Annotated in this window: 24 protein-coding genes and 1 tRNA gene; 13 read left to right on the top strand and 12 right to left on the bottom strand. The window is 70.7% G+C overall.

Annotated features, from left to right (window positions below; translation table 11 throughout):
• Window positions 1–78: 78 nt before the first annotated feature.
• Entirely contained in the window at window positions 79–1,137 is a 1,059-nt protein-coding gene (cyoA, locus tag HJG45_RS07670) for a ubiquinol oxidase subunit II (protein ID WP_254452344.1), read from the bottom strand.
• 158 nt (window positions 1,138–1,295) lie between these two features.
• Here cyoA and HJG45_RS07665 point away from each other — a divergent pair, with 158 nt between their 5' ends.
• Window positions 1,296–2,627 carry an MFS transporter gene (locus HJG45_RS07665; protein ID WP_171611506.1) on the top strand — a complete coding sequence of 444 codons (1,332 nt, stop codon included), beginning with the start codon at window positions 1,296–1,298 and terminating at the stop codon, window positions 2,625–2,627.
• A gap of 178 nt (window positions 2,628–2,805) precedes the next feature.
• Here the strand turns inward: HJG45_RS07665 and HJG45_RS28280 are convergent, their stop codons facing one another.
• The 6 genes from HJG45_RS28280 to rpsF form a co-directional block, all read right to left on the bottom strand.
• On the bottom strand, window positions 2,806–3,174 hold the full coding sequence (locus tag HJG45_RS28280; protein ID WP_174890414.1) for an RNA polymerase sigma factor region1.1 domain-containing protein: 369 nt from the start codon (window positions 3,172–3,174) through the stop codon (window positions 2,806–2,808).
• A 31-nt stretch (window positions 3,175–3,205) separates the two neighbouring features.
• On the bottom strand, window positions 3,206–3,898 hold the full coding sequence (locus tag HJG45_RS07655; protein WP_368040538.1) for an SDR family NAD(P)-dependent oxidoreductase: 693 nt from the start codon (window positions 3,896–3,898) through the stop codon (window positions 3,206–3,208).
• 353 nt (window positions 3,899–4,251) lie between these two features.
• A complete protein-coding gene (rplI, locus tag HJG45_RS07650; protein ID WP_171611505.1) occupies window positions 4,252–4,803 on the bottom strand; it encodes a 50S ribosomal protein L9 in 552 nt (183 codons plus the stop codon).
• A gap of 15 nt (window positions 4,804–4,818) precedes the next feature.
• A complete protein-coding gene (locus HJG45_RS07645; RefSeq protein WP_171611504.1) occupies window positions 4,819–5,772 on the bottom strand; it encodes a hypothetical protein in 954 nt (317 codons plus the stop codon).
• Window positions 5,773–5,820: 48 nt separating this feature from the next.
• The gene (rpsR, locus tag HJG45_RS07640; RefSeq protein ID WP_132288893.1) at window positions 5,821–6,102 is read right to left on the bottom strand and encodes a 30S ribosomal protein S18; all 282 of its coding nucleotides are present in this window, start codon (window positions 6,100–6,102) and stop codon (window positions 5,821–5,823) included.
• A gap of 6 nt (window positions 6,103–6,108) precedes the next feature.
• Window positions 6,109–6,579 (bottom strand): 30S ribosomal protein S6, encoded by a 471-nt coding sequence (rpsF, locus tag HJG45_RS07635; protein ID WP_171611503.1) that lies wholly within the window; start codon window positions 6,577–6,579, stop codon window positions 6,109–6,111.
• A 295-nt stretch (window positions 6,580–6,874) separates the two neighbouring features.
• Between rpsF and HJG45_RS29175 the strand changes: the two genes are divergently transcribed.
• Window positions 6,875–7,615 carry a hypothetical protein gene (locus HJG45_RS29175; RefSeq protein WP_171611502.1) on the top strand — a complete coding sequence of 247 codons (741 nt, stop codon included), beginning with the start codon at window positions 6,875–6,877 and terminating at the stop codon, window positions 7,613–7,615.
• A 23-nt stretch (window positions 7,616–7,638) separates the two neighbouring features.
• Here the strand turns inward: HJG45_RS29175 and HJG45_RS07625 are convergent, their stop codons facing one another.
• From HJG45_RS07625 to HJG45_RS07615, 3 genes are all read right to left on the bottom strand, one after another.
• The gene (locus tag HJG45_RS07625; protein WP_171611501.1) at window positions 7,639–8,883 is read right to left on the bottom strand and encodes a hypothetical protein; all 1,245 of its coding nucleotides are present in this window, start codon (window positions 8,881–8,883) and stop codon (window positions 7,639–7,641) included.
• Window positions 8,884–9,012: 129 nt separating this feature from the next.
• Window positions 9,013–10,758, bottom strand: coding sequence for a GMC family oxidoreductase N-terminal domain-containing protein (locus HJG45_RS29365; protein ID WP_171611500.1), 1,746 nt, complete (start codon window positions 10,756–10,758; stop codon window positions 9,013–9,015).
• 87 nt (window positions 10,759–10,845) lie between these two features.
• On the bottom strand, window positions 10,846–12,195 hold the full coding sequence (locus HJG45_RS07615) for a hypothetical protein (protein ID WP_171611499.1): 1,350 nt from the start codon (window positions 12,193–12,195) through the stop codon (window positions 10,846–10,848).
• A gap of 105 nt (window positions 12,196–12,300) precedes the next feature.
• On the opposite strand from HJG45_RS07615, the gene HJG45_RS07610 reads away from it, so the two are divergent.
• The 9 genes from HJG45_RS07610 to HJG45_RS07570 all read left to right on the top strand — a co-directional run bounded on the left by HJG45_RS07610 (window position 12,301) and on the right by HJG45_RS07570 (window position 23,460).
• Entirely contained in the window at window positions 12,301–14,157 is a 1,857-nt protein-coding gene (locus tag HJG45_RS07610) for a transglycosylase domain-containing protein (protein ID WP_217362859.1), read from the top strand.
• 98 nt (window positions 14,158–14,255) lie between these two features.
• Window positions 14,256–14,882 carry a histidine kinase dimerization/phospho-acceptor domain-containing protein gene (locus tag HJG45_RS07605; protein WP_171611498.1) on the top strand — a complete coding sequence of 209 codons (627 nt, stop codon included), beginning with the start codon at window positions 14,256–14,258 and terminating at the stop codon, window positions 14,880–14,882.
• A gap of 272 nt (window positions 14,883–15,154) precedes the next feature.
• Entirely contained in the window at window positions 15,155–16,207 is a 1,053-nt protein-coding gene (locus tag HJG45_RS07600; protein WP_171611497.1) for an amino acid ABC transporter substrate-binding protein, read from the top strand.
• A 110-nt stretch (window positions 16,208–16,317) separates the two neighbouring features.
• Window positions 16,318–17,520: an amino acid ABC transporter permease gene (locus HJG45_RS07595; protein ID WP_171611496.1), complete on the top strand. Its 1,203-nt coding sequence runs from the start codon at window positions 16,318–16,320 to the stop codon at window positions 17,518–17,520.
• An 84-nt stretch (window positions 17,521–17,604) separates the two neighbouring features.
• Window positions 17,605–18,738, top strand: coding sequence for an amino acid ABC transporter permease (locus HJG45_RS07590; protein ID WP_171611495.1), 1,134 nt, complete (start codon window positions 17,605–17,607; stop codon window positions 18,736–18,738).
• Between the two features lie 13 nt (window positions 18,739–18,751).
• Window positions 18,752–19,537, top strand: a complete 786-nt coding sequence (locus tag HJG45_RS07585; protein ID WP_171611494.1) for an amino acid ABC transporter ATP-binding protein — start codon at window positions 18,752–18,754, stop codon at window positions 19,535–19,537.
• 106 nt (window positions 19,538–19,643) lie between these two features.
• Window positions 19,644–21,530, top strand: a complete 1,887-nt coding sequence (locus HJG45_RS07580; protein ID WP_254452342.1) for a potassium transporter Kup — start codon at window positions 19,644–19,646, stop codon at window positions 21,528–21,530.
• Between the two features lie 66 nt (window positions 21,531–21,596).
• Window positions 21,597–21,965: a hypothetical protein gene (locus tag HJG45_RS07575; protein WP_171611493.1), complete on the top strand. Its 369-nt coding sequence runs from the start codon at window positions 21,597–21,599 to the stop codon at window positions 21,963–21,965.
• 97 nt (window positions 21,966–22,062) lie between these two features.
• The gene (locus HJG45_RS07570; RefSeq protein WP_171611492.1) at window positions 22,063–23,460 is read left to right on the top strand and encodes an amidase; all 1,398 of its coding nucleotides are present in this window, start codon (window positions 22,063–22,065) and stop codon (window positions 23,458–23,460) included.
• 61 nt (window positions 23,461–23,521) lie between these two features.
• On the opposite strand, the gene HJG45_RS07565 is transcribed toward HJG45_RS07570, so the two are convergent.
• Window positions 23,522–23,597, bottom strand: a tRNA-Ala gene (locus HJG45_RS07565).
• Between the two features lie 155 nt (window positions 23,598–23,752).
• Between HJG45_RS07565 and HJG45_RS07560 the strand changes: the two genes are divergently transcribed.
• Together HJG45_RS07560 and HJG45_RS07555 are read left to right on the top strand one after the other, a co-directional pair.
• Entirely contained in the window at window positions 23,753–24,496 is a 744-nt protein-coding gene (locus tag HJG45_RS07560) for a CoA transferase subunit A (RefSeq protein WP_171611491.1), read from the top strand.
• A gap of 3 nt (window positions 24,497–24,499) precedes the next feature.
• Complete coding sequence (locus tag HJG45_RS07555; protein WP_171611490.1) at window positions 24,500–25,147, top strand: CoA transferase subunit B; 648 nt, start codon at window positions 24,500–24,502, stop codon at window positions 25,145–25,147.
• Between the two features lie 60 nt (window positions 25,148–25,207).
• Here HJG45_RS07555 and HJG45_RS07550 read toward each other — a convergent pair whose 3' ends face one another.
• Complete coding sequence (locus HJG45_RS07550) at window positions 25,208–25,660, bottom strand: Lrp/AsnC ligand binding domain-containing protein (protein ID WP_171611489.1); 453 nt, start codon at window positions 25,658–25,660, stop codon at window positions 25,208–25,210.
• Between the last annotated feature and the right edge of the window lie 73 nt (window positions 25,661–25,733).

Genomic DNA, 25,733 nt, shown 5'->3' with positions numbered 1-25,733 from the left:
CCAGCAGTGAGGCCGTCCCTGGCATGGAGGGCGAGGAGAGGAATGCAGCGTGTCACGCCGGCACCTGGCTTCCGATCTCTAGTTGTGGGGAATGCGCTGGTCCGGCCCCGCGGGCGGCTGCGGCGCGGTGATGTTCGGGCCCGAGCCCTTCTCCTCGGGTGGCTTCAGGAGAGCCGGCGTCGGCGCCGAGCCATGCGTGCCGCCATGCGAGGGCGGCATGCCCGGCTTGCCGCGCATCCGCTCCATGTCGCGCGCCATCACCTCCGCGGCGCAGGGCGTGCCCGGTTCGACGCAGCGGTTGAGCGCCCGGTAGAACAACCCGTCCGCGACCGTGCCGAAGCGCATCACCGGCGCGCGGATGCTCGGCCGGTCGAGCGCGAGATACTCGTTCGTGTCCAGCGCACCGCCCGTCTTCGCCTGTCGGATCCAGTCCTCGAAGCCCGCCGCGTCCAGGCCACGCAGCCGGAAGCGCATGTCGGAGAAGCCCGCGCCGGTGTAGTTGGCGGAATAGCCCCAGGAATCGCCCGGCGCGTTGAGCACGGCATTGAGCTCCGACCGCATGCCCGGCATGGCGTAGATCATCCCCGCCAGGGTCGGCGCGTAGAAGGTGTTCATCTGCGTGCTCGAGGTGATGGAGAACCGTACGGGCACGTCCACCGGCAGCGCCAGCTCGTTCACCGTGGCGACGCCCTGCGCCGGATAGATGAACAGCCACTTCCAGTCGAGCGCCACGACCTGGATCTCGAGCGGCTTGGTCCCCGGCGGGACCGGCTTGCCCGCGGCGATCCGATCGAGCGGTCGGAACGGGTCAAGGAGATGCGTGCTCGACCAGGTGATCGCGCCGAGGCAGATGATGATGAGCAGCGGGCACGACCAGATCACCAGTTCCAGCGACATCGAGTGGTCGAAGCGCGGATCGTAGGTGGCCTTGGTGTTGCTGGCCCGGTACCGCCACGCGAAGAGGATGGTGAGGATCATTACGGGCACGATGATGAGCAGCATCAGCCCGGTTGCGATCAGGATGAGGTTGCGTTGCTGGATGGCGATGTCGCCGGTCGGATTCATCACGACCATGTCGCAACCCGCGAGCATGACCATCGGGATGATCGTCGCGGCGCGAGGAAGGCGCCTCAGCATCGGAATCAACCGTTCACGCATGGCAAGCCCTTACAGGCCATAGTGCAGGCATGACATTGGACATTCTGGCCAATCTTCGGGCAAGCCCCTTTCGGGCGGGAAGCGCAGGATGGTAGCATGACGCCGGACGAGGTTGAGGACCAGGATGGGATTCGACCATGAGTGAGGCCAATGCCACCGCGAGCTCCACGCCACTGGAGCAGGATGCCAGACTCGTCACGGGCCGTGACCACAGCGTTGCACCGGGCGAGATCGCGATTGGCGTGATCGTTGGCCGGACCAGCGAGTTCTTCGATTTCTTCGTCTACGCCATCGCTTCCGTGCTGGTCTTCCCGTCCCTCGTCTTCCCCTATGTCGATCCGGTGACGGGAACGCTCTACTCCTTCGTCATCTTCGCCCTTGCCTTCATCGCGCGTCCGTTCGGCTCCGTCATCTTCATGGCCATCGACCGGATGCACGGCCGCGGCGTGAAGCTCACCATCGCCCTGTTCCTGCTCGGCGGCTCAACGATGGCGATGGCCTTCCTGCCCGGCTACGAGCAGGTGGGCGCCAGCGCGGCCTTCCTGCTGGCCGCGTTCCGGATCGGCCAGGGCATCGCCTGGGGCGGCGTCTGGGACGGCCTGCCCTCGCTGCTGGCGCTGAACGCCCCGGCCGCCCGCCGCGGCTGGTATGCCATGATCCCGCAGCTCGGCGCGCCGCTCGGCCTGCTGGTGGCCTCCGGGCTGTTCGCCTTCTTCCTGGTGACCCTGACATCCGAGGATTTCCTCAGCTGGGGCTGGCGCTACCCGTTCTTCGTCGCCTTCGCCATCAACGCCGTCGCCCTCTTCGCCCGCCTGCGCTTGGTGGCGACCTCGGAATTTGGCGAGCTCTATGAATCGCGCGCCCTGCAGCCGGCCCCGGTCGGCGAGACGCTGCGGCACGAATGGCGCACGGTCCTGCTCGGCGCCTTCGCGCCGCTCGCCAGCTTTGCGATGTTCCACCTGGTCACCGTTTTCCCGCTCTCCTGGTCCGTGCTCTTCAACCACGAGCGCGCCGACCGCTTCCTCGTCACCGAGATGATCGGAGCGGTGGTGGGCGTCCTGGCGATCCTTGCCTCCGGCGTGATCGCGGACCGTATCGGGCGACGGATGCTGCTGGGCATCTCGGCGATGCTGATCGGCGCCTATAGCGGCTTCGCGCCGCAGCTGCTCGACCGCGGCGAGACCGGCGAGCTCATCTACATGATCCTCGGCTTCACCCTGCTCGGCCTCGCCTTCGGCCAGTCCTCGGGCGCGATCAACTCGTCCTTCTCGGCGCAGCGCCGCTACACCGGCGCGGCGATCACCTCGGACCTGTCCTGGCTGATCGGGGCCGGCTTCGCGCCGCTCGCCGCGCTACTGCTGTCGACGCGCTTCGGCCTGCTGTCGGTGGGGGCCTATCTCCTGTCCGGCGCGGTCTGCACCCTGGCTGCCCTCGCCTTCAACAAGGAATGGGCCAGCAAGGCAGCCTGAGCGCGGGTGGGCTTAGAGCAGACCCCGATCAGATGGCATCACCTGATCGGGTGAAGATGCTCTGAAGACAATCGGCCAGAGCATTTGCCGTGAACGCAGGTGAACGGGGAATGCTCCAGACCATTGTTTGATCGCGTGAGTCACGCTTTTCGGCGTTTCCATCTCAAGCGATCACGCTCTAGTCGCCCGGCTCCCTCTCGACCACCTCGATCCCGAGATCGCTGAGCCGGGCCAGGTGCAGCTCGATCGCCTCCGCCGAAAGCCCGGGCGGCAAGGCGGCGTTCAGTTCGTCCACCGTGATGTAGCCGCGGGCCCGGCCAAGGCGGACGAGACGCGTGAAGGCCTGGTCCGGCGGCGGCGGGCGACCCCGCACCGCGATGCCCAGATCGGCCAGCGCAGCCAGCACCTCCTTGATGAAGGCCGGCGAGGAGGCCGGACCCTCCAGGGCCGCGCCGATCTCGGCGCGCGTCACCCAGCCGCGGTCCCGGCCGGTGCCAATCAATCCAGCGATCCGCTCAACCCAGGGCCCGAAGCTGGCGCTGGCCATCGACTCTCGTCTCCGTCGCAGGCAGGGCTGATTACCACGGGATCGGCGCGCCGCGATGGTCGAAAAATCCGCCCGATTGCGCCGGTTCCAGCGCCTCCAGCACCGCCAGGATGCGCCCGGCCGCCTCCGCGGGCGATTGCACTGCCAGCCCGGCCCGGGCGAAGGGCGCCGAGAGGCCCGTATCGACGGTGCCAGGATGGATGGCGACGCAGGCGGCGCCGAGATTGACCCGCTGCAGCTCGATCGCCGCTGTCCGCAGCAGCTGGTTCAGCGCCGCCTTCGAGGCCCGGTAGCTCCACCAGCCGCCGAGCCGGTTGTCGCCGATGCTGCCCACCCGGGCCGAGAGGGCGGCGAAGACCGCGGGGCCGTCGCGCCGCAGCAGCGGCAGCAGGTGCTTCATGGCCAGCGCCGGGCCGATGGCGTTCACTGCGAAGACCCGGGTCATCCAGGCGGGATCGAGTTGCCGCCAGCTCTTCTCCGGGCCCTGGCCTTCCGCATGCAGCAGGCCGGTGGCGAGGATCACCAGCCCAAGGTCGGGCGCCTCCGCCCGCAGCCAGGCCGCGGCGGCGGCCAAGCTCGCCTCCTCCGCCAGATCCACCGGCGGCAGGCTGCCCCGGGAGAGGCCGATCACCTGCCGCCAGCGCCCCTCCGCCTGCAATGCCGCGACCAGCGCCGCGCCGATGCCGCCGGAGGCGCCGAGCACGAGGGCGGTGCCGCTCAGCACCGCCGGTACCGGCTGGCGGCTCGTCCCCCCTCGATCGGCATGCCCGCATCCCGGCCCGTGCTATTCCACCGCCGCCAACGCCCGGTCCCAGGGGTGGATCCTCCGAGGGCCGGATACGACGAAGGGGCCCCGGAGGGCCCCTGCGCGCGGCATCGCCTGCCATCGGCGGCCTTCCGCGACCCCGCCGCGGAAGAGCCGGTGACATCGGGCCGACAGGCGGCCCTTAAAGCGCCTGCCTAAACCGTCGCTGCCCGTTGCCCTGCTGCGACATCGCGCGGCAGGCTGTGACGGGCCTGGGCAGGAGGGGCCCTATGGGGGCTCGCAAAGCCGTGCAGCGGTTTTGTAAGGAGTTCTTACTCCTCCATCGCCGCGCCGATCTCGGCGCGCAGTTCGTCCTCGAGGCTCGGCTCCTCCTCGCGCAGGATCTCCTCGCCGCGGGCCTGGCGCTCGGCCTCCTCGAGGGAGCGGGCGACATTGGCCACGACGGTGATGTGCACCTCGGGATGCAGCTCGACGCGGACATTGGTCAGGCCGAGCGTCTTGATCGGCTGCTCGAGCAGCACCTGCGAGCGGGAGACGGTCAGCCCGCCCTCCTTGCAGCCCTCGGCAATGTCGCGGGCCGAGACGGAGCCGTAGAGGCTGCCCGACTCGCCGGCCTGGCGGATGATGGTGACGGTCAGGCCGGTCACGCGCTCGGCGATCCGCTCGGCCTCCTCGCGGCGCTTGAGGTTCTGCGCTTCGAGCTGGGCGCGCTGCTCCTCGAAGCGCTGCAGGTTGTCCGCGTTGGCGCGGATCGCCTTGCCCTTGGGGAGGAGGAAGTTGCGGGCATAGCCGGGGCGGACCTTCACCCGCTCGCCCATCTGGCCGAGCTTCTCGACCCGTTGCATGAGGATCAGTTCGATCATGGCTTGCGCCTTTCGTCAGCTTTGGCGCGGCGCCTGGCGCCGCTGGAATTGGTCGTAGAGGCCCAGCGCCACGAGGCCTGGGCCGATCACCTGCAGAAACAGCACCAGCGCCAGGTAGAAGGCGACCAGCATCGGCCGCCGGCCCTGCCGGCCCTGCAGCCGCCGGTGCACGCCCGCCAGCCCCTGCAGGAAGAGCGGCACGAGCAGCACCAGCAGGGCCGAGAGCGCCACCAGGTCGCCCCCCTCCGGCGCGGCCAGGAACAGCCCGAAGGCCGCGCCCGGCAGCAGCGGGTACCAGTTCGGCAGCCGCACCGCCGTCCAGTCCGGCTTCGGGACCGGCAGGAGGCCGCGGCGGGACAGGAAGGCGATGGCGGCGCCGGCATTGGCCAGCAGGGCGACCGCGCCCCAGAAGCCGATGGCGCCGGCCTTCACCCGCACCAGCGTATCCACCAGCGCCTCCGGCGCCGGCAGGCCGAGCCGAGCGAGCGAGAGGGTCAGCGTCTCCCGCAGGGCGCCTTCCAGCCCACCGTCATCGGCCAGCACCACCGTCGCGCCGAAGAGCACGGCGAGCGGCCAGAGGCCGAGCAGGGCCAGCGGCAGGGAGAGGCCGATTCGCCCGCCGCCCGGCCCCGACCATTGGCCCGACCACTGGGCAGCGGCCACCAGCAACGGCGCCGGCGCCCCGAAGAGCACCAGGTAGACGATCGCGCCGAAGCCCCCGGCCGAGATCGCGACCAGCAGCAGCGCCAGCAGCCCCGCCACCGCCGCGCTCGCCGCGCCGAAGCCGAGCCCGGCGGCGAAGAGCGGGAAGGAGGCGAGCCAGAAGATGCCGGTGCCGAGCGGCAGGCCACGCATCGCCCAGAGGGCGCAGATGGCCGAGACGCAGCCGGCCGCCCCGGCGGCCAGCAGGCCCGGATGGCTGGACAGGCCTTGCCCTTGTCCCTGGCCCTGCGGCCCGGTCGCGGTCACGGCGCGCATCTCTCCTGCGGCTCCGGCAAGCCTCGCCCCCGCCCTGGCCTAGTCGTTGATGACGTAGGGCAGCAGGGCGAGGAAGCGGGCACGCTTGATGGCATTGGCCAGCTCGCGCTGCTTCTTCGCCGAGACGGCGGTGATGCGGCTCGGCACGATCTTGCCGCGCTCGGAGAGGAAGCGGCTCAGCAGGCGCACGTCCTTGTAGTCGATCTTCGGCGCGTTCGGGCCGGAGAAGGGGCAGGACTTGCGGCGGCGGTAGAAGGGCCGGCGGGCGCCGACGGCCGGGCGGCGGGCGGCGGGGCTCAGGTCGGGCGTGGTTTCGGACATGCGGGCTTACTCCTCGCCACCGGTATTGGCTTCGACTTCCTCGCGCGGCCGGGCGCGGAATTCCTCGCGCTCGTCGGCGCGCTCGCGGCGGCCGCTGCTGAAGCGGCCGGCCGGCCGCGGGCCGCGGAAGCCGCGCTCGCGCTCGCGGTCGTCGCCGCGGCGGGCCAGGATGGCCGAGGGCGCCTCGTCGATCGCCTCGACACGCAGCGTCAGCACGCGCAGCACGTCCTCGTTCAGGCCGAGCTGGCGCTCGACCTCCTGCATCGCCGCCGGCGAGGCGTCGATGCCGAGGAGCATGTAGTGCCCCTTGCGGTTCTTCTTGATGCGGTAGGCGAGGCCGCGCAGGCCCCAGTATTCACGCTTCTTGACCTCGCCACCCTGCTCGCCGAGGGTTGCGATGACCTGGTCGGCGATGGCGTCGACCTGCTGCTGCGTGACATCGTTGCGTGCGATGAACACGCTTTCATAGAGCGGCATGGGATCTCCCTCTGGCTGTCTCAGCCCGAGGCCACGGGCGGGATGCCAGGGCGCAAACGGGCATAGCCGCGCGCGATGCCTCCGCGGGCGGCAGGGAAGCGGCGCGTAAAGCACAAGCGGGCCCTGCCGGGCAAGCGCCGAGTCGTGCCCGGTGCCTTGCCCGGATGGTCCATCGCCTTAAGGTTGATAAGCCAGGGTGGCAGACCCTTGGCTTTTCTTATAGAAGGCGCCCCCGGAATGGTGCCGTCGCGCGCCCGCCGCAGCGCCGGCCCAACCGCAGTGAGGATCCGGCTTCTTGTCCCGACTTGCCCTCCCCCTCGCCCTGCTGCTCGGCCTCGCCGCCTGTGGGGACCGCTACTCGCCCGACACCTATGCGACCCGCGCCGTGCAGCAGGCGAACAAGGTGGAGCAGGGCATGGTCGTCGGCCTGCGCAAGGTCCAGATCAGCGCCGAGGGCTCGACCGGTGCGGCGGCCGGCGCCGCGGCGGGCGGGGTGATCGGCGCCCAGACCCCCGGGGGCGGCATCGGCGCCGCGCTCGGCGGCGTGGGAGGCGCGCTGGTCGGCGGCCTGGTCGGCCGGGCGAGCGAATCCGCCGCGGTGGATACCGAGGCCTTCGAATACGTGGTGCGGACGGAGAAGGAGGAACTGCTCTCCGTCACCCAGACCGACAAGATGCCCCTCGTGATCGGCCAGAAGGTGCTGGTGATCACCGGCAACCAGGCCCGCGTGGTGCCGGACTATACGGTCGCCACGCTTCCTGGCGGCGCCCGTCGCGAGCCGCCCAAGCCGGCCCTGGCCAATGCACCAAGCAGCGCCCCGGCCAGCCCGCCGCCGGGCGGCGAGGCGAAGGCAGCGCCGGCCGATCCGGCCACCGACGCGACCGCCGGGCTGCTCAGGCAGATGCTGCCGGCCGTGCCGGGCCCGCCCGTGCTGGTCCCCGCCCCCGCCTCGCCGCGCCCGGAGGCGGCCATGCCGAGCGCCGCGTCACCGGTCGCCGCGGCGCTGGCGGGCGAAGGCGACCGGGCGGCGCACTAGCGGCCCATGCCGGGCCGCCGGGATCAGACGAGCCGGAAGTTGTCGTCGTGCAGCGCCGAGGCGTGCAGCCCGGCGAAGGTCACCGCCCCGCCGGCCAGCGTCAGCACGGCATTGCCGGCGCCGTCGTCATGCAGCGCCGCCATCACCTCGGCCAGGCTGTCGATGCCCTCCGGATCGGCGGCGATCTCGACCACCGCCCCGCGCGCCGCGCCGAAGCCGAGGATGGTGGCATCGGCATACTGCGTCGTGCCGACCACGAGGCCGGTGGAGAGGTCGTGCAGCGTGGCGCTGGCCGCGTCCAGATGCACGGTGTTGCCGCTGCCGCGCAGGGTGATGTCGCCAATGCCGGAGAAGGTCACCTCGGCCCCGCCACTGCCGGCATCGATGACGCTGCCTGCCATGCCGCCCGGCGCCACGATGTGGTTGCCGCGGCCGCCGAGATGGATGTCGTAGAGGGTGCCGCCGTAATCGGTCATCTGGAAGTCGAGTGCGGTGTTGCCCGCGCCGCCTGAGACCGCGGCATGCGAGGCCAGGCCATCCACCCGGTTGCCGGTGCCGGCGAGGTGGATCGTCACATCCGAGCCGATGCCGTAGATGCCGCCCACATGCACCGTGTCGAAGCCGCTGCCGGGGGCGATGTCATAGGTGCCGTAGCCGGTGGTGATCTCGTTGTGCAGCCCGCCGGTGCGGAGCGTGCCATTGCCCCAGCCGAGGTCGAAATGCCCTTCGCCCGAGCCGCCGGTCAGGGTGATCTGGGCCGAGAGCGGGTAGCGGCCGCCGCTGGCCTGGTTGCTGAAGCTGTTGCCGAGGCCGCTGAACTGCACGGTGGTGGCGACCGCGTAGCCGGCGCTGCCATAGAGGTCGAGGCCGCTGACCAGCACCGAGGCGCCGCCGGCGCCGGCGATGATGTCATTGGCCCCGAGGCCGACCGTCACCTGGTTGCCGCTGCCGCCGAGGCTGATGTGATTGTCGCCGTTGCCAAGCTCGAGCGTGGTGCCGCCGCTCCAGCTGGTGACGTTGAAGTCGGCATCGCCCCCATGGAGGACGTTGCCGGTACCGTTCAGCCGGATCGTCGAGGCGATGCCGAAGGCGGCGTCGTCGAGACTGCCGGCGAAGACCTCGGCGCCCCCGTAGCGGCCGGCGCTGATGGTGTCGCTGCCGCCATTGCCGTAGATGGTGTTGCCGGCCCCGGCGGCAGTGATGAGGTCGTCGCCCGCGGTACCCTGCAGCGTGGCATGGCCGGCGGCCGGTCCGATGATGGTGGTCATGGCATGTCCCGATTTCGAAGGCGCGAGACACCCATAGATTATTTAAACTTCAGGTTATATTAACTCTGCAACAGAATGTGCCGGCGGGGCGGCGCCGAAGCCCCGCCTCGCCTGCCCTGCCCCTGCTTCTCAGGCCGGGTCGGCGCCGCTCAGCACCCGGGCCGGGCTCGGCGCCGCGAGGATCGCGTCGGCGATCTTCTCGGCCGTCATCAGCACCGGGAAATTGGTGTTGGCGCAGGGCACCACCGGGAAGATGGAGGCGTCCACCACCCGCAGCCCCTCGATGCCGCGCACCCGGCCTTCGGTATCGACCACCGCCATCGGGTCGTCCTCCGCCCCCATGCGGCAGGAGCAGGAGGCGTGCCAGACGCCGATGGCAGCCTTGCGGATGAAGGCCTCCAGCGCCTCCTCGTCCTCCATCACCTGGCGGAAGGTGAAGCCCTCGACCACGTAGCGCTCGATGAGCCAGGAGCGCAGCGCCTGCGGCCCGTCGAGCAGCGCGGCGACGGCGCGGGTCAGCCAGCGGTTCCGCTCGTTCACCACGCCGATCGCCCGCACCCGGTCGCTATAGGCGGCAGGGAAGGGGTCGGTGGTGACGGCGGCGAGCGGGCCGCTGAGCTGGATCGCCGCCAGCATGCGGAAGCCGGCCATCAGCCGGTCGAGGTCGCGGCGGTCGGAGAGCAGGTTGAACTCCACCTGCGGCTCGTCCTGCCAGCGCGTGGAGGCGAGGCGCACCTGGCCGCTCTCGGAATAGGTCTTGTTCACGAAGGCCAGCAGCGAGCCGATCTGCTGCCCGACGGCGTGCCAGGCCGACTTGCTGGCGACGCAGACGAACATGTCGCCCTTCGGCGCCTCGGGGATGCCGGAAGAGTAGCGCAGGCCGAGCAGGATGTGCCGGCGGGACTGCGCATCGTCCAGCCGCGCCGGGCGGCGGATGAAGGAGGAGAGGGCGATGGAGGGGTGGTCCATCAGCCGCTGGCCGACGCCGGGCAGCGCCGCGCGGACCGCGATCCCCATCTCCCGCAGATGCCCGACCGGGCCGATGCCGTTGCGCAGCAGCATGGCGGGCGAGTGGATGGCGCCGGAGGAGAGGATGATCTCCCGGCCGCGGAACTCCCGCTCCTGGCCATCGACGAGGGCGGTGACGCCGATGCAGCGCGTGCCCTCGAAGAGCAGCCCAGTTGCCTGGGTGCGGGTGGAGATGGTCAGGTTGCCGCGTTGGCGCACCTGCTCGTTCAGGTAGCCGAGGGCGGCGGACATGCGCTGCTTGCCGTCGATCGAGACGGTGACCGGGAAGTAACCGTCCTCGAACTGCCCGTTCTGGTCCGGCAGGTACTTGAAGCCGGCCTGGCGGAAGGCCTCGGCCGCCGCCCGGCTGTGCTCGCACCAGCGCTCGCGCGGGATGCGGGTGACGGTGATGTGGCCGTCCTTGCCATGCCATTCATCGGCGATGTCGAGGTCGCGCTCGACCTTGCGGAAATAGGGCAGCACCGCGTCCCAGTGCCAGCCGGCGGCACCGCGCGCGGCCCATTCGTCGTAATCGGTCGGCGCGCCGCGATTGGCCATCTGGCCGTTGATCGAGGAGCCGCCGCCGAGCACCCGCGCCTGCTCGTACTTCCGCAGCGGCGGCGGCGCCGCCTCGGGGTTGTTGTGCGAGACGACCTGGGTGCGGACCTTCAGCTCGGTCCAGTGAAAGCGCGGGTCGAAATAGGCGGTGCCGGGATAGGTGTCGGCGATCTCCTTCGGCACCTGCCCGGGCGGCGTGTCCTGGCCGGCCTCCAGCAGCAGCACCCGGTTCGCGCCCGGCGCCGAGAGGCGGTTGGCGAGCACCGAGCCTGCCGAACCGCCGCCGACGATGATGTGGCTGTAGTCCACGCCTTGTTCCCCCCGGAGCCTTCGTATCGGGGAAAGGCTAGAGCAGATTGCGGCCGCACGGAATGACCCGTCGGACGACCGACGCGGTCATGGCGTGGTCGGGGCGCCCGTGCCGGGGGCGGCGGGCGATGGGGCAGCCAATGGGGCGGCCAATGGGGCGACAGGGACGGTCTTCCGCTCCATCTCGGCCGGGCGCAGCCTGCCGACCACGCCCTCGATCGCGGCGTCGAGCGTCCGCAGCACGGTCTCCAGCGCGTAGCCGAGGAAGAAGGCCCAGGCCGCGATGGTCAGGCTGAAGCTGCCGAGCTTCACCGGCTCGTCGGTACCGAAGACCAGGGCCAGCAGCCCACCGAAGACGGCGGCGAGCACGATGCGCCCGACCGCCGCCATGCCGTCGCGCGCCGTCAGCGTCGAGCTTCGCAGCAGCTCGTCCATGCGCCGCAGGACATAGACGCCGCCGCCGATGCCGCCGAGGAGCAGCGGCAGCAGATAGCCCGAGAGGCCCTGCACCGCCTCGTTGGTCCGCAGCTCGGTCCGCCGCCAGTCGGCGGCATGGGACGGCAGCAGCTCGGCCGGCGGCTGGCCGCAGGGATCGGCGGCGCCCCGGCCGGACCAGGGCAGGGGGGTGTTGCGCCAGTTCAGCGGGTTGAGCCGCATCATGTCGCAGTTCCAGGCGGCCAGCCGAGCATAGACCAGCATCTCGCGCTTCTGCTGCTGCGCCAGGTCGCTGCACAGGGTCTGGGCTTGCGGCTTGACCGGCAGCAGCCGGTATTCCGTCGCGGTGACGCCGGCATTCGACGGGTCGACCGGCCAGCACATCTCGAGGGTGGTGAGCGCCGCCCGCCTGGTCGCCGCATCCTCCTGGTCGATCGGCGCGTCCTCGCCCCGGTAGAAGCGCCGGAGCTCGAAATCGGTCTGGCGGTCAAGCTTCCAGAGCGCACCGTAGCTGCGCTCGAGATCGGTCCGCACCATGGCGAGCTGCCCGACGATGCGCCGCCCCTCCTCGGCCTTGAGCAGCAGGAAGATCGCCGCCAGGCCGGCCAGCAGCAGCCCCGCCTGGATGCCGAGCACGCAGAACCGCAGCCGGCGGGCGCGCCGTGCCTCGCGCGGCGTGATGCCGGGCTGCGGCCCGAAGAGATAGGCCCGGGTCAGGCGGATGGAGGTGGCGGTGGCCGGCGCCGCGGCGCGGCCGAGCAGGTCGACCGAGCGGACCAGCGCGCCGAACCGGGCCGGATCGGCCGCGATCTCCGCGGGTTCGGCGATCATCAGCCCCGGATCGACCTTGTCCAACTCGCGCGCCGAGGTCTCGACCAGGGCGCGGCCCGGCCGCTCGGCGAGGAAGGTCAGCAGCGCGAGGCCGTCCCGCTGCAGCCGGATGACCTGCTCGCGGGCGGTGGCGTCGCCCGGCTCCGGCAGGCTGTCCTCGTCTCTCGGCATGGCGGGCCTCCCCATCCCAGGCGGCGTGCGACCGCCGCCCGATGGCCTGGTCGAAGGTCCTTTCCCTGGCCCGACTCCGCCCGGCGCCTCTATGCTTCGCCGCACATGTCGCCGGCCCCCGCCGCCCGCGCGCGCCGCCCGGCAGCCCCCGCGCCGGCCCGGAAGCCGCGGCCGGCTCCTGCTCCCTCCCCCCGCCCCGAGCCCGCCCGGCCACCGCGCCGGCGCGGCCGCAGGCTGCTGGGCCTCGCCATCCAGGGGGCGATCTTCGGCCTGCTCGGCCTTTTTCTGGTGCTGCTCTGGTTCTGCTGGGACCTGCCGCGGGTGGACGGCATCCCGGCGGCGAGCCGCCGGCCCTCCGTCACCCTGGTCTCGGCCGATGGCGCCATGCTGGCGACCCAGGGCGACCTCTATGGCGAGGCGGTGCGGCTAAAGGACCTCCCGCCCTATCTGCCGGCCGCCCTCATCGCGGTGGAGGACCGGCGCTTCCGCCGCCATTGGGGGCTCGACCCGCTCGGCATGGCGCGCGCCGCCCTGGCCAATTGGCGGGCGGGGGAGGTGGTGCAGGGCGGCTCCACCCTGACCCAGCAGCTCGCCAAGAACCTCTTCCTCTCGACCGAGCGCACCACGCGCCGCAAGGTGCAGGAGGCGCTGCTCGCCCTCTGGCTGGAGCGGCGCTTCAGCAAGAACCAGCTTCTCGAGATCTACCTGAACCGCGTCTATCTCGGCGCCGGCGCCTTCGGCGTGGATGCCGCGGCGCGGCTGTTCTTCGGCGTGCCGGCGAAGCGGGTGAACCTCTGGCAGGCGGCGATGCTGGCCGGGCTGCCCAAGGCGCCGTCGCGCCTCAACCCGCGCGCCTCGCCCGACCTCGCCGTCTCCCGCGCCTCCGAAGTGCTGGAGGCGATGGTGGCGACCGGCGCCATCACCCGCACCCAGATGGAGGGGGAGCTCGGCCGGATGCACCTGCCGCAGCCGGCCTCCCGCCAGGCCGGCTGGTTCGCCGACTGGGCGCTCGAGGATCTGGCCGAGACCTTCCCCGGCAATGCCGACCTGCTGCTGCGGGCGACGCTCAACGCCCGGCTGCAGGCCGGGGTGGAGGCGCGGCTGGAGGCGCTGCTCGCCGGGCCGGGGGCGCGGGCGGGGGTCGGCCAGGGGGCGGTGGTGGTGCTGGAGGCGGCGACGGGCGCGGTCCGCGCCATGGCGGGCGGGCGCGATTTCCATGCCAGCCAGTTCAACAGGGCCACCAGCGCCCGCCGCCAACCCGGCTCCGCCTTCAAGCCCTTCGTCTTCCTCGCCGCGCTGGAGAAGGGCATGCGGCCCGAGGACGAGGTCTCCGACGCGCCGCTCACCCTCGGCGGCTGGTCGCCGGGCAACGGCGCCTGGCGGCCGCGCGGCGAGATCAGCCTGGAGGAGGCGCTGGCGCAGTCGGTGAACACCGCCGCGGTGCGGGTGCTGTTCCGCGGCGGCGGGCCGAAGGCGGCGGCCGATGTGGCGCGCCGGCTCGGGCTCGATGGCCGCTTCCCGAGGGATGCCTCCATCGCCCTCGGCACCGGCGAGGTGACGCTGCTCGACCTGACGGCGGCCTATGCCGCCTTCGCCAATGGCGGGATGCGGGTGACGCCCTTCAGCATCGCCGGCGCGAGCGCGACCGGCGCCAGCCTGCCGGTGCCGCGCCCGGCGCCGCAGCGGGTGGTGGCGCCGGCGGATGCGGCTGCCATGCGGCGGATGCTGGAGGCGGTGGTGCGCAGCGGCACCGGCCGGGCGGCGGCGGCGGCCGGCCGCTCGGTGGCGGGCAAGACCGGCACCACCCAGGACTTCCGCGACGCCTGGTTCGTCGGCTTCACCGGCACCGGCAACGTGATCGGCGTCTGGCTCGGCAATGACGACGGCCGGCCCATGGACAGCATCACGGGCGGCAGCCTGCCGGCGCGGCTGTTCCGCGAGATCGCCGAGATGGGACTGTAGCCGGATTGCCGCAGTGCCGCGGATTGCGCCCGTCGCGCGGCTGCGTGATGGCACCGGCGGTAGTATTGGAGGGCGCTTCAGACAGTGGGATCGGATCGATGCCATCGGAGGAGGCGGGGCCGCGCCGGCAGGCGGAGAGGATGGCGGCGATCGGCCGGCTGGCGCGCACGGTGCAGCATGACATCAACAACCTGCTGACCGTGATCTTCGCCAATCTCGAGATGCTGAAGCGCACGGCCGCCGAGGGCGGGCCGCAGCGCCAGCTCACCCGCGTGGAGGAGGCGGCGCGGCGCTTCGACGGCACCAGCCGCGCCATCCTCTCGCTGATCCGCCGCCCGGCCGGCGAGCAGGTGGCGATCCGGCTCAGCGAGGCGCTCGAGGCGCTGCAGCCCCTGCTGCACATGATCCTGCCCGCGCCGGGCGCCTTCGCGCTGAGCCTGGCGAAGCTGGACCCGCCGGTGCTGATCGAGCGCAGCGCCTTCGAGGAGGCGCTGCTCGCCCTGGCGCAGCAGATCGCCGAGGCGCAGCCGCGCGGCCCGGCGCTCGGCCTGCGCGTGGCCGAGGAGGCCGCCGCAGGCGTCCTCGACCTGACCTTGCCGGCCGGCCTCGCCACCGAGGGCCTGGCCCGGCTCGGCGCCCTGGTGCGCGAGGCGGGCGGCGAGGTTGTCCTGGCCGCCGGCGGCGAGGGGATGCAGCTGCGCCTGCCGGGCCACGACCTCGCCTGACGCAACGCCTCGCGCCTGCCCCACTTCCCCCGGTAGAGGCGCCGGTGCCGCCGGCGTGGCGCGGCTTGCCGGCATCGGCCGGGCACGGCTCACGGCGGCGTGCGTCGCCGGATCGCGGTCATTCCGGTATCGGCCATGGGGTCCGGTGGATGCGCCTCGGCGGGAACGCATCGATGCGCATTGCGCTTCCCAGCTCTGCTGGCGCAGCATTTGCTGGGCATAACGACAGGGAACGCCGCCCCCAGGGCGGCAGGAACGGGAGACGTGGTTTGATGCAGCCCTTTGGGCTTTCCCTTGCGCGCGCCTGCCTGCAAACCCTGGGCGTCGCGGTGATCGGCCTCGGCGTGACGCTGGGCGGACCGGCGCGGGCGCAGCAGGCGCCGGCGAATACGTTGGATGCGGTCAAGGCGCGCGGCCAGCTCATCTGCGGCGTGAACACCGGCCTGGCCGGCTTCGGCCAGCCGGACAGCCAGGGCGTCTGGCGCGGCTTCGACGTGGACTACTGCCGCGCCGTCGCCACCGCCATCTTCGGCGACCCGAACAAGGTCCGCTACGTCCCGACCACGGCGCAGAATCGATTCACCGCGCTGCAGTCCGGCGAGGTGGACATGATGGCGCGCAACACGACCTGGACGCTGTCGCGCGACACCTCGCTCGGCCTCGATTTTCCGGCGGTGAATTTCTACGACGGCCAGGGCTTCATGGTGAAGACCAGCCTCGGCGTGAAATCGGCGAAGGAGCTGGACGGCGCCACCATCTGCGTGCAGCCCGGCACCACCACCGAGCAGAACCTGAGCGACTGGGCGCGGGCGAACAAGATCCGCTTCACGCCGGTGGTGATCGAGCGGCTGGAGGAGCTGGTCAGCGCCTATGTCTCCGGCCGCTGCGACGCCTATACCACGGACGTCTCCGGCCTGGCCGCCACGCGCAGCGCCCAGCCCAAGCCCGACGACCACAGCATCCTGCCGGAAGTGATCAGCAAGGAGCCGCTGGCCCTCGGCGTGCGGCAGGGTGATTCCCGCTTCGCCGACATCCTCCGCTGGACGCATTACCTGCTGCTCTCCGCCGAGGAATTCGGCATTACCCAGGCCAATGTCGACAAGTTGGGCAATGATCCGCGGCCGGAGGTGCAGCGCATCCTCGGCAAGAATGGTGGCCTCGGCCCGATGCTCGGTCTGAGCGACGACTGGGCGGTGAAGGTGATCAAGGTGGTCGGCAATTATGGCGAGCTCTTCGACCGCACCCTGACGCCGATCGGCATCAAGCGCGGGCCGAACGCGCTCTGGAACAATGGCGGGCTGCAATTCTCGCCGCCCTTCCGGTGACCTCCGCGGCCGGCCCCCGCCCCGGGACCGGCGCATCCATGGCGGCGCCGGCCCCTACCCGGCGCCGCCGGCTCTCCGCCTGACAACCCTTGCCGAGGAAGAGGGCGCCCATGTCCCAGTCCACCACCGATCCGCGGATGCTCCGGGCGCCGCCGAAACGCCCGCTGCGCCTGTCCTGGTCGGATGAACGGGTCCGCGGCATCGTCTGGCAGGTGCTCGTCGTCGGCCTGCTGGGCGCCGTCGTGTGGTGGCTCTGGTCGAACACGGTGCACAACCTTGAGGTGCGGCGCATCGCCACCGGCTTCGGCTTCCTCCGTCGCGAAGCCGGGCTGCCGATCGCCGAGAGCCTGATCGAGTACAACCCGACCGACACCTATCTGCGCGCCCTGATGGTCGGCCTGCTGAACACGCTGAAGGTGGCGGTGGTCGGCATCGTGCTGGCCACCCTGCTCGGCACGCTGGTCGGCATCGCCCGGCTCTCGCGCAACTGGCTGCTGGCCAAGCTCGCCGCGGTCTATGTCGAGGTGATCCGCGACCTGCCGCTGCTGCTGCAGCTGCTCTTCTGGTACGCCATTCTGCAGAGCCTGCCCGGGCCGCGCCAGGCGATGCAGCCCCTCTCCGGCATCTTCCTCTCCAATCGCGGCCTGAAGCTGCCCTGGGTGGAGTGGCAGGATGCGCATTCCTTCGCCCTTCTCGCCTTCCTCCTCGGCGCGGTGGGCACCTGGCTGTATCGCCGGACGGCGCTGCGGAAGCAGATGCAGGACGGCCAGCCGCGGCGGGTCTGGCCGGTCGCACTCGGCGCGATGGTGGCGCTGCCGGTGCTGGTCTGGGCGGCGCTCGGCGCCCCCTGGACAGTGGACTGGCCGGAGCTGCGCGGCTTCAACTTCCGGGGCGGCATGACGATCTCGCCCGAGTATTTCGCGCTGCTGCTCGGCCTCACCCTCTACACGGCGGGCTTCATCGCCGAGATCGTGCGCGCCGGCATCCTGGCCGTGCCGCAGGGGCAGTGGGAGGCGGCGCAGGCGCTCGGCCTGCATCCCGGCCAGGTGCTGAACCGCATCGTGCTGCCGCAGGCGCTGCGCGTCATCGTGCCGCCGATGACCAGCCAGTACCTGAACATCACCAAGAACAGCTCTCTCGCGGTCGCCATCGGCTATCAGGACATCGTCTCCATCGCCAACACGACGCTGAACCAGACCGGCCAGGCGATCGAGGGCATCGCCATCATCATGCTCGTCTATCTGACGATCAGCCTGAGCATCAGCCTCTTCATGAACTGGTACAATGCGCGCATCGCGCTGGTGGAGAGATAAGGCCATGCGCGCATTGCCTGCTGTCGGCTTCGCTGGCCTGCGGCCAGCTACGGGCGCGCATCACGCTGGTGGAGAGATAAGGCCATGAGTGACCTGACGCTCGAAACCTCCGTCGCCAAGGTGCCCGAGGCGGCGCCGCGCAGCCCGCCGGCCAGCCAGATCGGCCTCGTCGGCTGGCTGCGGGCGAACCTCTTCTCCTCCTGGCTGAACAGCGCGGTGACGCTGCTGGTGGCCTATCTGGTGATCCGCTGGATCATCGGCTTCGTCGAATGGGGCATCGTCAACGCCGTCTGGTCGGTGCCGGACAACCAGACCCAGGCCTGCCGCGACCTGAAGGGCATCGGCGCCTGCTGGGCGGTAGTGACGGAAAAGCACCGCTTCATCCTCTTCGGCACCTACCCTTATGAGGAGCACTGGCGGCCGGCGTTGTGCATCCTGCTCTTCATCGGCCTCTACGTCGTCTCCGCCATGCGCCGCTTCTGGCGGAAGGAGCTGGCGCTGGTCTGGGTCGTGGTGCTCGCCGCCATCGGCGTGCTGATGTGGGGTGGCGTCCTTGGCCTCTCCTACGTGCCGCAGGAGCGGTGGGGCGGCCTGGTCATTACCCTGATCCTGGCGACCTTCGGCCTCGCCTTCGCCTTCCCGCTGGCGATCCTGGTGGCGCTCGGCCGCCGCTCGAAGCTGCCGGCGATCAAGGCGATCTGCGTGCTGTACGTGGAGCTGATCCGCGGCGTGCCGCTGATCAGCCTGCTCTTCATGGCCAGCGTGATGTTCCCGCTCTTCCTGCCGGAGGGGATGAACATCGACAAGCTGCTGCGGGCGCAGATCGCCATCATCCTCTTCGCCGGCGCCTATCTGGCGGAGGTGGTGCGCGGCGGGTTGCAGGCCCTCTCCAAGGGCCAGTACGAGGCGGCGGATGCGCTCGGCCTCTCCTACTGGCAGAAGACCGGGCTGATCATCCTGCCGCAGGCGCTGCGCCTGGTGATCCCGCCGCTGGTGAACACCTTCATCGGCTTCTTCAAGGATACCTCGCTGGTGCTGATCATCGGCATCTTCGACCTGCTGACCGCCGGCAAGACCGCGATCATCGAGCCGGCCTGGCAGGGCTTCGGCGTCGAGGTCTACCTGACGGTCGGCGCCATCTACTTCGTCTTCTGCTTCGCCATGTCGAAATACAGCCAGCGGCTGGAGGCGGAGTTCAACCGCCACCGGCGGCGGTGAGGAGGATCAGCCGATGAGCGAGACCCTGGAGCACATCGCCTCCGCCGCCCGCGCGGACGCGCCCCCGGCCATCGTCCTCGACAAGGTCAACAAGTGGTTCGGCACCATGCATGTGCTGCGCGACGTCTCGCTGACCGTCGCAACCGGCGAGCGGGTGGTGATCTGCGGCCCCTCCGGCTCGGGCAAATCCACCACCATCCGCTGCATCAACCGCCTGGAAGCGCACCAGGAGGGCCGCATCCTCGTCAACGGCATCGAGCTGACCGACGATGTGAAGGCGCTGGACGACATCCGCCGCGAGGTCGGCATGGTGTTCCAGAGCTTCAACCTCTTCCCGCACCTCACCATCCTGGAGAACTGCACCCTCGCCCCGATCTGGGTCCGCCGGATGCCGAAGAAGGAGGCCGAGGCGCTGGCGATGGAATACCTCAACCGGGTGCGCATCCCCGAGCAGGCGAACAAGTATCCGGGCCAGCTCTCCGGCGGCCAGCAGCAGCGCGTCGCCATCGCCCGCGCCCTCTGCATGAAGCCGAGGATCATGCTCTTCGACGAGCCCACCAGCGCCCTCGACCCGGAGATGATCAAGGAGGTGCTGGACACCATGGTCGGTCTCGCCGAGACGGGCATGACCATGATCTGCGTCACCCACGAAATGGGCTTCGCCCGCAAGGTCGCCGACCGCGTCGTCTTCATGGACCGCGGCGAGGTGGTGGAGATGGGCACGCCGGCGCAGGTCTTCGAGAACCCGCAGACGGAGCGGCTGAAGACCTTCCTCAGCCAGATCCTGCGGGGGCACTGATAGGGGGCATGGCGGCGCCCCGGCCTGCCGGAGACGGGGCTGCCGCCTTGCAAGGGCCGGGGCCGCAGCCTAAGCCTGCCGGCCGACCTCCCCCCGGAGCGCCCGCTTGACCGCCTCACCCCAACCCACCCAGAGCAGGGCGGTCACCCTGCCCCTGCTGCTCGGCGTGCTCGGCGTCGTCTATGGCGACATCGGCACGAGTCCGCTCTATTCGCTCCGCGCCGCCCTGCTGCACTTCTCGGCCGATGGGATCGAGCGCTGGGAGATCCTCGGGATCCTCTCCCTCATCATCTGGTCGCTGATCCTGACGGTGACGGTGAAATACGTCCTGCTCATCCTGCGGGCGGACAACAAGGGCGAGGGCGGGATCCTGGCCCTGATGGCCCTCGCCCAGCGCATCGCCGGCAGCGACCGCTCGCGCCGGATCGTTGCGCTGCTCGGCATCACCGGCGCCAGCCTGTTCTTCGGCGACGGCATCATCACCCCGGCCATCTCGGTGCTCTCCGCCATGGAGGGGCTGAAGGTCGCCTCGCCGGTCTTCGAGCCGCTGATCATCCCGGGCTCCATCGTCATCCTCGTCGCGCTCTTCGTCGTGCAGTATCGCGGCACCGGCAGCATGGGCGCGGTCTTCGGCCCGATCATGGCGCTCTGGTTCGGCGTGCTCGGCCTCCTCGGCATCGCCGAAATCGTGCGGGAGCCGGAGGTCCTCAGCGCCGTCTCGCCGCATCACGCCATCGCCTTCTGCGCGCACTACCGGCTGGCGGCCTTCATCGCCTTCGGCTCGGTCGTGCTGGCGGTGACAGGGGCGGAGGCGCTCTACGCCGATATGGGGCATTTCGGCCGCCGACCGATCCAGCTCGCCTGGACCTTCTTCGTCCTGCCGGCGCTGGCGCTGAACTACATGGGCCAGGGAGCCATGCTGCTCAGCGACGTGCGGGCGCTCGAGAACCCCTTCTTCCTGCTCGCGCCGGAGATCCTCCGCCTGCCGCTCGTCGTGCTGGCGACGATGGCGACCATCATCGCCTCGCAGGCCATGATCTCGGGCGCCTTCTCCATCGCGCGGCAATGCATCCAGCTCGGCTTCCTGCCGCGGCTGACGGTGCGCCACACCTCCGAGACCGAGGAGGGGCAGATCTACCTGCCGCAGATCAACTTCGCCCTGCTCGCCGGCGTGCTGATCCTGGTGCTGTCCTTCCACACCTCGGACAACCTCGCCGCCGCCTACGGCATCGCGGTGACGGGCACCTTCGTCTGCACCTCGATGCTCGCGGTGCTGGTCTTCCGCCGGCAATTCCACTGGCCAGCCCTTGGCGTCGCCCTGGTCTTCCTGCCGCTGCTGGCGCTCGATGCCGCCTTCTTCTTCTCGAACGTCCTGAAGATCCCCGAGGGCGGCTGGGTACCGCTGGTGCTCGGCGCCGGGCTCTTCATCCTGATGCATACCTGGAAGCGCGGCCGCGACTTGCTCTTCTCCCGTTTCCGGCAGGACAGCCTGCCGCTGAAGAGCTTCCTCGCCCGCCTGCCGCAGAGCCGCACGCTCCGCGTCCCCGGCATCGCCGTCTTCATGACCGGCCAGGCCGACTACGTGCCGAACGCGCTGCTGCACAACCTCAAGCACAACAAGGTGCTGCACGAGCGCGTGGTCTTCGTCACCGTGCTGAACGAGGACGTGCCGCAGGCCGGCCCGGGGCGCCGGCGCGAGGTGACCGAGCTGGCCCCCGGCATCCACCGCGTCATCCTCCGCTACGGCTTCCAGGAAAGCCCGAACATCCCGCGCGAGCTGGAGGCGCTGAACCAGGACGGCGTGCCCTTCGAGGCGATGCAGGCGAGCTACTTCCTCGGGCGGGAGACGCTGGTGGCCGCCGTGGTGCCGAAGATGTCGCACTGGCGGCAGTGGCTGTTCACGCTGATGTCGCGCAACGCCGTCCCGGCGACGGAGTTCTTCCGCATCCCGTCCGACCGCGTGGTGGAGCTCGGCGTGCGGGTGGCCATCTGAACCGCCGCCGAGGACCGGCGTTCGCCCGTCAGACTGCGGCCTGGATGGAATGGGGAAGGGATCAGGATGCCCCTGGTGACGCTGGTGGTGGCGGCTGGCCCCGGATATCCGGAGGGAAGCCCCGACCACCGATACGAGATGACGGTCAGCCTGACGCCGGGCGGGCATCTGGATACCCAGGCCTGGGCCGACGACCCGAAGCCCTGGCCGGCGCGCCGCATCTGGCCCGGTGGCGTGACGCGCGAGGGCGACGTGCATTTCGACGCGGATACCGAGAGCTGGTCCATCCGCCTCTTCCCCGGCCCCGGCGAGGCGGCGGATGCGCCGCTTCATGCCCAGCTCCGCAATGCCGGCCAACTCCGCCCCGGCGCCTATGTCACGATCGCCGAGCCGGACGGGCTGGAATATTCTTACCGCGTCGTCGGCGTGGTCTGAGCCCGCCGAGCTGGGGCTAACCCTCCCTCGCTTGCCGTCGCCCGGCCCCGCGCGCAGTCTCGGCGCATCCGGATGGTCCAAGGGGGAGGAAGGCGCCATGGGCGAGCTCTGGCGGCTGCCGGCGACGGAGGCGGTTGACCTGTTGCGGCGCGGCGCCGTCTCGCCGCTCGAGATGGTGGAGGCTGCGGCCGCCCGCATCGAGGCCGTAGAGCCCCGGGTCAATGCCCTGCCGATCCGCTTCCTGGACGCGGCGCGAGAGCAGGCGCGGGAATTCCGCGCCGCCCCGGCCGAGCATCCCGGCTGGCTCGCCGGGCTGCCGATCGCGGTCAAGGACTACAACGATGTCGGCGGCCAGCTCACTACCTGCGGCTCGCCGATCTATGCCCGGCATGTCGCCGCGGCGGATGACCGCACCGTCGCCACGCTGCGGTCGCGCGGCGCCATTCCGCTCGCCAAGTCCAACGTCCCGGAATTCGCCGGCAGCCACACCTTCAACCCGGTCTGGGGCGTCACCCGGAACCCCTGGGACCTTGGCCGCACCGCCGGCGGCTCCTCCGGTGGCGCGGCGGCCACCCTGGCCGCGCATGAGGTCTGGCTCGCCAACGGCTCCTGCCTCGGCGGCTCGCTGCGCATCCCGGCGAGCTTCTGCGGCGTGGTCGGGCTGCGGCCGAGCCCAGGCGTGGTGCCGCGCGGCGACGGGCTGCCCGCCTTCGACAGCCTCTGGGTGGACGGGCCGATGGCCCGCAGCGTGCCGGACCTGGCGCTGATGCTGGACGCCATGGCCGACCTCACGCCACACGACCCGCTCTCGCGGCCGGTGCCGCCGGGCGGCTACCAAGCGGCGATGCGGGCGGGGCGGCCGCCGCGGCGGATCGGCTTCAGCGCCGATCTCGGCCTGCGCCGGGTGGACCCGGAGGTGGCGGCGATCTGCGAGGCGGCGGCGCGGCGCCTCGGCAGCCTGGGCACGGCGGTGGAGGGCGCGGCGCCCGACTTCGGCGGCGCCATCGACAGCTTCCAGGTGCTGCGCGCCCTGCTCTTCGCCGATGTCCGCGGCGAGCTGCTGCCCGCCGAGCGCGCACGCATCAACCCGGACATCGTCTGGAACATCGAGAAGGGCCAGACCCTCACCGCGGCCGAGATCATCCGGGCGCAGAGGGAGCGGCACGCGCTGTTCCACCGCGTCGCTCGCTTCTTCGAGGACTACGACCTGCTGGCCTGCCCGACCGTCGCCGTGCCGCCCTTCCCGGTGGAGCAGCGCTTCCCCACCGAGATCGCCGGCGAGGCGCTGACCACCTATATCGACTGGATGTTCCTCACCTTCGTCGTGACGCTGACCGGCTGCCCGGCGATCTCCATCCCCTGCGGGCTGACGCGGGAGGGGCTGCCCGTCGGGCTGCAGCTGGTCGGGCGGCCGCATGGCGATGCGGCGCTGCTCGGCCAGGCCCGGCTGGCGGAGGAGGCGCTGGCGTTTCCGCGGAAGGTGCTGCCGGGCTGAGGCCGCGACGGGCCGGACATGAAAACGCCGGCCCCGATCACTCGGCGGCCGGCGTTGAAACTGGTGGAGCCAATCGGAATCGAACCGACGACCTCTTGAATGCCATTCAAGCGCTCTCCCAACTGAGCTATGGCCCCCCGGTTGGGTGCGGGGCGTATAACCCCGCCCCGCGGGGGCTGCAAGAGCCCGCCGGCACGTTTTCGATGGCCAGTCCGCAGGGGCCCCGGCGTTTCCGCTTCGCGCCGTTCTGCTCTAGGGTGCGGCCAGCCGCGGACCGAGAGGGAGGATGCGCATGGGCAAGCTGTACCCGGACGCGAAGGAGGCTCTCTCTGGCCTGCTGCGCGACGGCATGATGATCCATTCCGGCGGCTTCGGCCTGTGCGGCATCCCGGCGCTGCTGATCGAGGCGATCCGCGACAGCGGCGTGAAAAACCTCACCATCGTCTCGAACAATGCCGGTATCGACGATGCCGGCCTCGGCCTGCTGCTGAAGACCCGGCAGGTGAAGAAGATGATCAGCAGCTATGTCGGCGAGAACAAGACCTTCGCCGAGCAGTTCCTGGCCGGGGAGCTGGAGATCGAGTTCAACCCGCAGGGCACGCTGGCCGAGCGCATCCGGGCCGGCGGCGCCGGCATCCCCGCCTTCTACACCAAGACCGGCGTCGGCACCGAGGTGGCGAAGGGCAAGCCCACCGCCGAGTTCGACGGCGAGACCTATGTGATGGAGCGCGGCATCGTCGCCGACCTGGCGATCGTGCATGCCTGGAAGGGCGATACCGAGGGGAACCTCGTCTACCGGAAGACCGCGCGCAACTTCAACCCGATGATGGCCACGGCCGCGAAGGTCACGGTGGCGCAGGTCGAGCACCTGGTGCAGCCGGGCGAGATCGATCCCGACCACATCCACACGCCGGGCATCTTCGTCCAGCGCATGATCCAGTGCCCGGCCGGCTACGAGAAGCGCATCGAGCAGCGCACCGTGCGCAAGCGCGAGCCGGCCGCCGCCGCGGCCGCCGCCACCGGTGAGGAGGTCTGACCCATGCCCTGGACCCGCGACCAGATGGCCGCCCGTGCCGCCCGCGAGCTGCAGGACGGTTTCTACGTCAATCTCGGCATCGGCATCCCGACGCTGGTGGCGAACCACGTCCCGCCCGGCGTCAATGTGCAGCTCCAGTCCGAGAACGGTATGCTCGGCCTCGGCCCCTTTCCGTATGAGGGCGAGGAGGATCCGGACCTGATCAATGCCGGCAAGCAGACCATCACCGAGCTGCCGACCAGCTCCTATTTCAGCAGCGCCGACAGCTTCGCCATGATCCGCGGCGGGCATATCGACCTCTCCATCCTCGGCGCGCTGCAGGTGGCGGCGAATGGCGACCTCGCCAACTGGATGATCCCCGGCAAGATGGTGAAGGGGATGGGCGGCGCCATGGACCTCGTCGCCGGGGTGAAGAAGGTGGTGGTGCTGATGGAGCACACCGCCGGCGGCAAGCCGAAGCTGCTGAAGCAGTGCAGCCTGCCGCTGACCGGGGCCCGCGTGGTGGACATGGTGATCACCGAGCTTGCGGTGTTCGAGCTCGCTCGCAAGGGCGAGACCGAGCTGCGGCTGATCGAGCTGGCGCCCGAGGTGACGCTCGAGGAGGTGCAGGCGAAGACCGAAGCGCCCTTCACCCCCGCCTTCCGGAACTGACCTCGACGCCCCCGATGCCCGGGCGCATCGGGGGCCGACCTGCGGGCCAATCCGGGGGCGTCAGATCGGCAGGTCGCTGCCGGGCTTGACCTCCTCCATCACCGTATAGGTATGGGTCTGCCGGATGCCCGGCAGGCTGAGCAGCGTGGTGCCGAGGAAGGCGCGGAAGGCGGCCATGTCGCGCACCCGCAGCTTGATCAGGTAGTCGAAGCCGCCCGCCACCATGTGGCATTCCATGATCTCGGGCGTGTCGCGCACCGCCGCGGCGAAGCGCTCGAAGATGCCGGCGCTGGTATGGTCGAGCGTGACCTCGACGAAGACCAGCAGCGCCCGGTCGAGCTTCGCCGGGTTGAGGCGCACCGTATAGCCCTCGATGATCCCCTCCTGCACCAGCCGCCGCACCCGCTCATGCGTTGCCGGCGGGCTGAGATGCGCCTGTCGGGCCAGCTCCACATTCGGCATGCGGCCATCCTTCTGCAGCAGCCGCAGCAGGCGTCGGTCGAGCTGGTCCATAAGGCCGAGGTTTCCTTGCCCATCGCGGCGTCCGGGTGCCAGGAATTCCAGATACAAGCCTGAAATACGAACA

Origin of the sequence: Roseicella sp. DB1501, from assembly GCF_013112485.1 — a bacterium.
Taxonomy (GTDB): domain Bacteria; phylum Pseudomonadota; class Alphaproteobacteria; order Acetobacterales; family Acetobacteraceae; genus Paracraurococcus.
Note: the sequence above shows the minus strand (reverse complement) of the source record. Positions and strands in the feature narration are given on the sequence as shown.